This window comes from Photobacterium sagamiensis, from assembly GCF_050337085.1.
Classification (GTDB): domain Bacteria; phylum Pseudomonadota; class Gammaproteobacteria; order Enterobacterales; family Vibrionaceae; genus Photobacterium; species Photobacterium sagamiensis.
Window position 1 is genome coordinate 1 of record NZ_JAKJSP010000119.1, and the last position, 1,002, is coordinate 1,002.

Annotated in this window: 3 rRNA genes; all 3 read left to right on the forward strand. The window is 45.5% G+C overall.

Annotated elements, in window-relative coordinates:
• Positions 1-119, forward strand: a 23S ribosomal RNA gene (locus tag L4D76_RS28625); the annotation flags it as partial.
• 126 nt (positions 120-245) lie between these two features.
• A 5S ribosomal RNA gene (rrf, locus tag L4D76_RS28630) occupies positions 246-361 on the forward strand.
• A 399-nt stretch (positions 362-760) separates the two neighbouring features.
• Positions 761-1,002, forward strand: a 16S ribosomal RNA gene (locus tag L4D76_RS28635); the annotation flags it as partial.

Consider the following 1,002-nt stretch of genomic DNA (forward strand, 5'->3'; position numbering starts at 1 on the left):
TCCCTGATACTATAAGTATCCTAAAGGGTTGTTGAAGACTACGACGTAGATAGGCAGGGTGTGTAAGTGCTGCGAGGCATTGAGCTAACCTGTACTAATTGCCCGTGAGGCTTAACCATACAACACCCAAGGGGTTTTAACTGGACTCCATAAGCACTTGAATGGTGTTTGAGAACGATTTGCACGCTAGTTAGTTTTTCCAAGATTGCTATTTTCGGCTTTGGCCGGGAATAAACAAGAATTTGTCTGGCGACCATAGCGCTGTGGCCCCACCTGATCCCATGCCGAACTCAGAAGTGAAACGCAGTAGCGCCGATGGTAGTGTGGGGTCTCCCCATGTGAGAGTAGGTCATCGCCAGGCGCCAAATTGAAAAGCCCGCTGTWCTCAGYGGGCTATTTCTTCGCTCTTCCGGTTGGGATGTGAGCGGAGTCAATATAAGGTTTTTACTTTTTAGCCAGACAGTTAAAAAGGCGAGAATTTTATCTTGACTTGAATGTCAGACAGCGTATTATACGCGGCCTGACTTGCTAAAGYGTTTAACGCCAAGGCATTGAAAGTCAACGTTCTTTAACAATTTGACCATGCAATCTGTGTGGGCACTCGTGAAATGATTCGTCGAAAGATTTATCAATGAACTGAGTGACCTTAATCATCGCAAGATGACACAGTCAATTTATGCTTCATTACTTCTTTTAGAAGTAACGAAACAAGAAAATCAGTAAAAATCATTGAGCCGTATCGAAAGATACAACAAAACTTTAATTGAAGAGTTTGATCATGGCTCAGATTGAACGCTGGCGGCAGGCCTAACACATGCAAGTCGAGCGGTAACAGGAAGAAGCTTGCTTCTTTGCTGACGAGCGGCGGACGGGTGAGTAATGCCTGGGAATATGCCTTGATGTGGGGGATAACTATTGGAAACGATAGCTAATACCGCATAATGTCCTTGTTCATTACGAACAGGGACCAAAGAGGGGGACCTTCGGGCCTCTCGCGTCAAG